Raw genomic sequence first — 6000 nt, forward strand, 5'->3', positions numbered from 1 at the left:
CGGCACCGGGTCACTGCGGAGTCCCCGGCCGTTCATGCGGGTGCCCAGGTGGTGGCGGTGTCCGCGGCGACGTCGCGCAGGAGGGTCAGGAAGACGTCCACGAGCGGGGTGAGCGAGGTCTCGGCCGCCGTGACCGCATGGAGCCGGCGGTGCAGGCTCGGTCCGGCGAGTTCGCGGTGGGTGGTGCAGGCGGTGTGGGCCAAGGCCGGGCGGGAGACGGGGGCGACGCCGATGCCCGTGCCGACCAGGGCCTGGGCGACGGCGTAGGAGGCGGTCCGGAACCGGGCTCGTCCTGGTCGCGCTGGGGGTGACCACGCTCCGGGCCGCCCTCCGCGGCTCCGAGCCGTCCTCGGCGGGTCCGCAGCGGCGGCAGCGGGGCTGGTAGAGCGCCTACACGGCGGGGCCCGGCACGAACCTGGGCAATCCCAAGGCGGGGGTCTTCGCGGTCTCGGTGCTGCCCCGGTTCGTCACCGCCGACGGCCCGGTCCTGGTGTCGAGCATCGCCCTGGGCGTGCTGTGGGCGCTGGTCAACGCCTGCTGGTACCTGCTTGTTCACCTGGGCCGTCGGCAGGGGCCGTGCGCTGGTGTCGCGGCCGGCGGTGCGTCGGGGGCTGAGCACGGTGACCGGGGTGGTGCTCCTGGTCCTCGGCGTGGCCGTCGCCGGCGGCATCTGCCCCGCGCCGGCCGGGGCCTCCGGGGCCCCGCAGCGCGGCCCGGCCGTCAGGGGGGAGGACGGCCGGGCCGGCACCAAGGGGACGGGGCGGACACCGCCTCGCTCGAACGACGATACGACCGAGTTCCGCCCGGGGCGGGAAGGCGCGCGCGTGTCGCGGCAGCCCGCCCGGCTTCCGGCCGGGAGGCCCGGACGAGGAACGGGGCCGTACCGGTCCGGCTGGTGCACCCACCGGCTCGACGGGGTCGGTGACGGAGGATTCCGGGGGCGTCGCGTCTGCCGGGACGGTCGGCGGTCCGTCAGTCCCAGGCCTCGGGGTCGCCGGCGGCGGGCGGGGGCTCGGAACGGAGGGCCTGGATGCCGAGGACGGTGAGGAGGAGGCCCATCAGTGCGAGGCCCGCGGGCAGGAGAAGGGTGGACCAGCGCAGCTGGGACGGCAGGAGGGCGTGGCCGGGGCGGGACAGAACGGTGACCGTGTCGCCCGGGTGGAGGCCGTGGGGGGCGGAGCGGAGGTCGGCGAGCGGCACTTGGTCCGGCGCGGCGACGGTGATGACGCGGGCGGTGGTGCCACGGGCCGTGCGGTCGTAGGCGGCGACGAGGACGGTCGCCCGGACGTGCGGCGCGCCGGCGAAGTCGACGCGGGCCCGGAGGTCCGGCGCCCCCAGGGCGAGCCCGGCCAGCAGCAGGACCGGGCCGGCCACCACCCCGAGCTTCGGACGTCCGACCGTGTTCACGATCCCCCTCGAATCACCCGGTTGATCATCGCGGGTGCGCGGCGGGGTGTAAAGGAACGCGTGGGCACCGAGGTGCAGCGGGCGGCTGCGTCCGCGCGATCATGGGTCCGCGGTCGGGCACGGGCTCCCGGCGGGAGGCTGCGGCCCGGCAGGAGGAGCCGGGAGGACGTGTGACGGAGGTCGAGATCGTGGGCGATCGCGGGCTGGAGGCGCGGTACCGCAGCACCGACATGGAGGATCCTGTCCTGCTCTCCACGGCGGAGGACGTGGACCGCCTCGTCGACGCGCTGCTGACCGGGCCGCTGTGGCACGACGCCGCCCATCTGCTGTCGACGGCCAGGACCCGACGGTGGGTGGGCCCGCCCGGCCACGAACTGTACGTGCCGGACCACGAGCTGTACGTCGGCGTCGATCGGGACGATCTGACGGGTGCGCTGGCTCTCGCGCTGCCCGAGGGGCACGTCGCTTCTGCGGGCGGGCCCGGTTCCCGCCGGCAGGTCGTGCACCACGTCGCCGGACACCCGACGGAGTTCCCGGACGACTCGGAGATTCCGCTGGCCCTCGTCCGAGCGGCCGTCAAGGAGTTCCTGAGCTCCGGCGGCCGCCTTCCGACGTGCATCGCCTGGAAGCCCTTCGACATCCCCGGCGACGGAGCCGAGGACGAGGACCCCTGGGCTTCCCACGACGACGCCGATCGGCGCGGGTGACCCGGGACCGCGGTCGGATGCGGGACGGGTGCGGGACGGGTGCGGCCGGCCGGCCGATCCTCTGCACGGACAACAACGGTCGGCGCTGGAAGCGCGTCTGACCTCCGCATGACCCGGCTCCGTCCGGGTCACGGCACGGCTCTTGACGCCCGATCGCACGGCGTAGCCGACGCCCCGGCGGGGCACCGGTTCCAGCGGCGGGCGGCCCGGGCCGTGCGAGTCCGACCCTGCGGCCGGCCCCCACGACACCGTGCGGGCCGGCCGCTTCACGCGGAAGCCACCGCGCCGGGAGCCGAGCCGCGTCGCCGGTCAGGGCACCAGCTGGTGCCGGCGGGCCTTGGCGGCGAGGTCCTTGCGGCTGCGGCTCCCTGGTGGTCGGCCGCCGCAACGGCCGCTCGATCGTCCACGCCCTCTACGACGACCACGTCGCCGCCCTCCTCGACCAGGCGGTCTACCCACACCGAGCACCTGCGCCTCGGCCTCAGCGACACCGCCGAGGCCGACCCCGACGCCGCCGAGGCCGACACGGACGCCGCGGACGGCCGACCCCGCCCGGTCGGCAGCACGCGCTGACCCGCCCGACCCGACCCCGCCGTCCCTCATTACCGGGCCGGCGGGGCGCTCGTCGTGCGCCACGACGGCCGCAGCCCCCGCGGGACCGGCACGGACACTGGCGGCGCGGGCGGCCGGGCGCCCCGCGCTACGGGGACGCTACGTCGGCGATACGGCCCGCGGCGAGTCTGGGTGCACGAACGGCCCCGGGGTTCCCTCGGAGACGCGTTCGCGCACCACCGGTTCCTGCTCCACCCACAGGGGGGTTGGGTCCTCCCTGTCTGCGGACGCCGGACATCCCGGCGCCGCCGAAGGAAGGAACGACATGCGCGTCAAGAAGTTCGTCGCCGCGGCCGCCGTGGCCGGAAGCGTTCTCGCCGTCGGGCTGTCCACCGCGGCGCCGGCGATGGCCGCGCCCGCACAGGACTGCACCTTCGGCCAGGTCTGCCTGTACTACAACTCCAGCAGCTACGGATACGGCGCGGTCTACATCCAGACCGGCGACGTCTCCAACTACGCCGGCAAGTACTTCAGCGGCGGTGCGAACGGCTCCAGCGGCTCCGGCGTCGAGGTGAAGAACCACGCCGCCGCGGTGGACAGCTGGATCGCCAGCAAGTTCCGCGTCTACTACAACAGCGGCTACGACTGCAGCGTCGCCTGTCAGACCCTCGCGCCGTACGACAGCGTGAACCTCAACTCGCAGCTGAAGAACAACAACGCGTCCGGCCGGGTCGTCTGACCCACCGGCACGCCTCAGCGTTCTCGTCGGTCCCCGGCCCGGTGCACCCGGCCGGGGACCGGCGCGGGTCCACCCGTCCGCCCCGCACGCCTCGCCGACCCGGAAGGCCTCACCGCAGTGACCAGTCGCCAGCGTCGTCGCCCCGCCGCCCTCCTGATCGCCCTGCCGCTGCTCCTGGCCGGCTGTGCGAGCGCCGCAGCCTCGAACCACGGCGAGGACGCGCGGCCGGCCGCACCCGTGACGCCGCCACCGGTGACCGCGACGCCGACGCTCGCCTCGGCGAACGACGAGCCGCTGCCGCTGGACGCCTACCTGCTGAACCCGAAGCAGGCGGCCGCGGTCGCCGAGGCGCAGCAGGCGCTGGTGACCCGGTGCATGAAGCGCTTCGGGTTCACGTACTCGCCGCCCGCCCAGGCCGACGAGCCGCGCGACAGCGACGCCCCGACCAGCCGGGTGGACGGGCGCTACGGGCACCAGAGCGCCGCGTTGATGGCGAAGTGGGGGTACCATCCGGAGGGCGGGATCCGCGTCACCCCCGACGGAACGGGTGGGGGCGGCTGGTCGACCACGCCGGAGATGGCCGCCGCCGAGCGCGGGGTGTCGGACCCGAAGCAGCGGCTCGGCCCCGGCGGGCAGGTGGTCAACGGGCAGAAGGTCCCCGCGCACGGCTGCGTCGGCGAGTCGGTGAAGCAGCTGACCGGGTCCGTCGACGGCCGGGTGGGCGACGCGCAGACCGTCGACGACATCAAGTTCGCGACCCTGAAGAACTCCCAGGAGGACGCGCGGACGCGGGCGGTGTTCGCCGCATGGTCGCAGTGTATGAAGGCCGGCGGGTACGACTACCCGGACCCGCTGGCCGCGGTCGGCGACCCCCGGTGGCGGCAGACCGCCCTGCCCACCGCGCACGAGGTGCAGGTGGCGACCGCGGACGCGGCCTGCCGGGCGAAGTACAACGTCGTCGGCGTCTGGTACGCGGTCGACTACGCCTACCAGGAGCAGGCGATCAAGGACAACGCCCCGGCGATGGCCGCCGCCAAGGCCGCGCTGGAGACCCAGGTACGGGCGGCCGCCCTGGCGACCGCCGGCTGACACCCCGAAACTCCGGGCTGCCGACTCCCCCACGGTCGGCAGCCCGGCCCACCGCTCCGGCGGGCCGACCGCGCCCTCGCGCGACCGCCCTCCGGGCCCGGCGCGGATCCGTGGGGCCGGACGTCAGGCCGGTTGCTCGGCCAGCAGCCGGAAGGCCCGCGCGTCCTCCTCGACCCGCGCCGGGTCGAGGGAGCGGCCGGTGCCGAACTCGCTGAACATCGCCTGCATGCTGCCGTCCGCCCAGACGCACAGGGCCCCGGTCGGGCCGACGAGATCGTCGCTGCGCTGGATGCCGCACTTCATGGCACCGCCGCGGGGGCCCGGCTCCACGGAGTGCATCTCCGGGACGTGCTGCGTCGCTGCGGCGCGCGCGATCGCCCGGTCGACCGACCAGGACGGTACGAAGTCGTGGTGCTCGTAGCCGATCACCATGACGTAGCCGCTGCTCGGTGTGCCGTAGGTCGCGGCGAACGACGTGCGGTCCGAGGTGCCCGAGGACGCGTCGCTGCGCACCCGCTGCATCAGCGGGCTGTCCGTGTCGACCGGGATCCCGTTGAACTGCGCCGGCGTGACGAAGCGGTAGGCGCCGATGGCCGCGAAGCGGTCGGCGGTCGCGTACCCCGCCCCGGCCAGCACCAGCACCACGGCGGCGGCTCCGGCGAGCAGCCACCGGCGCAGGCGACGCGGCGGCTCCTGCGGGACCGGCACCGCCAGGAACGGGGAGGCCGCCCCGTCCGGGGGCGTGTCATGGACGGGCGGCGGCGTCTGGGGCGACGACATGGGGTGCTCCTGGGGCTGGTCCGACGGTCGCACATAGAACCAGCCCGGAGCACCGCTGACAAGATCTTTCCCTGAGCACGGCCGCCGGGCTGTTCCTGCTGGCCGAGCGGGTGATGGGCACCGCGATCGACCGCTCCTGGTCCACCGGCCCGTTGAGGACCGCGGAGCTCCCCGACGCCGAGGACTTCGCGCACACGCCGGCCCGGGACATCCCCTGACCGGCGGGCCCGCAGACGCCCGGAACGAGAGTCACCCGTCCGCGGAGTCGTACGCCGCTTCGTCGGCCTCGTAGAGTTCGTCGAGATATCCCCAGGGGTCGCCGCCCGTCGCTCTGATGCGCCTCTCCTCCGCCCGGTTGAGGAACCTGGAGTTCGGCGCACCGTAGAGCCTGGGACTGCTGAGCGGACGGGTGCCGGACGGTTGTCAGGGGGTGCGGGTACGGTCCAGGGGTCGGGAGCTGGGCGGATGGGACGAGGACGGTGGGCATGGGCGAGGTCGGGGCGGAGTCGCGGGAGTACCTCGACGGGTTGTTCACTCCGGGCCTGAAAATCGGGGGCGACCCGCACACCCCGTACAGTCGTCGGCGTGCAGGAGGTCGCCTCGATCCGGCTGCCGAGCGGCCGGTTGGTCGTGGACTCGCCCTGGACGTCCGGGCCGCCGCGCGAGCTCGCGCTGCGCATTCCGCCCGGCGCGTACCGGGTGGACGTCGCCTGGGCGGACTCGCCC

General features: G+C 74.9%; 5 protein-coding genes and 1 pseudogene. 3 read left to right on the forward strand and 3 right to left on the reverse strand.

Annotation, left to right across the window (positions count from 1 at the left end; all coding sequences use genetic code 11):
* Positions 1-32: 32 nt before the first annotated feature.
* Positions 33-284, reverse strand: a pseudogene (locus IE98_RS49525) (LysR substrate-binding domain-containing protein); the annotation flags it as partial.
* Positions 285-972: 688 nt separating this feature from the next.
* The gene (locus tag IE98_RS0128960) at positions 973-1407 is read right to left on the reverse strand and encodes a hypothetical protein (protein ID WP_030273967.1); all 435 of its coding nucleotides are present in this window, start codon (positions 1405-1407) and stop codon (positions 973-975) included.
* 170 nt (positions 1408-1577) lie between these two features.
* Here IE98_RS0128960 and IE98_RS0128965 point away from each other — a divergent pair, with 170 nt between their 5' ends.
* The 3 genes from IE98_RS0128965 (at position 1578) to IE98_RS0128980 (ending at position 4494) form a co-directional block, all read left to right on the forward strand.
* Positions 1578-2114 (forward strand): Imm1 family immunity protein, encoded by a 537-nt coding sequence (locus IE98_RS0128965; RefSeq protein ID WP_030273969.1) that lies wholly within the window; start codon positions 1578-1580, stop codon positions 2112-2114.
* Positions 2115-2991: 877 nt separating this feature from the next.
* Positions 2992-3405, forward strand: a complete 414-nt coding sequence (locus tag IE98_RS0128975; RefSeq protein WP_030273973.1) for a hypothetical protein — start codon at positions 2992-2994, stop codon at positions 3403-3405.
* Between the two features lie 117 nt (positions 3406-3522).
* Positions 3523-4494: a hypothetical protein gene (locus tag IE98_RS0128980; RefSeq protein WP_052391100.1), complete on the forward strand. Its 972-nt coding sequence runs from the start codon at positions 3523-3525 to the stop codon at positions 4492-4494.
* A gap of 123 nt (positions 4495-4617) precedes the next feature.
* Here the strand turns inward: IE98_RS0128980 and IE98_RS0128985 are convergent, their stop codons facing one another.
* A complete protein-coding gene (locus IE98_RS0128985) occupies positions 4618-5274 on the reverse strand; it encodes a hypothetical protein (RefSeq protein ID WP_030273977.1) in 657 nt (218 codons plus the stop codon).
* Between the last annotated feature and the right edge of the window lie 726 nt (positions 5275-6000).

This window comes from Streptomyces sp. NRRL B-24484, assembly GCF_000717715.1.
Lineage (GTDB): Bacteria > Actinomycetota > Actinomycetes > Streptomycetales > Streptomycetaceae > Kitasatospora.

Excerpts from the sequence above, each read along its gene's own strand:
- IE98_RS0128975 (WP_030273973.1), top strand. The coding sequence starts at position 2,992 with ATGCGCGTCAAGAAGTTCGTCGCCGCGGCCGCCGTGGCCGGAAGCGTT.
- IE98_RS0128985 (WP_030273977.1), bottom strand. The coding sequence starts at position 5,274 with ATGTCGTCGCCCCAGACGCCGCCGCCCGTCCATGACACGCCCCCGGAC.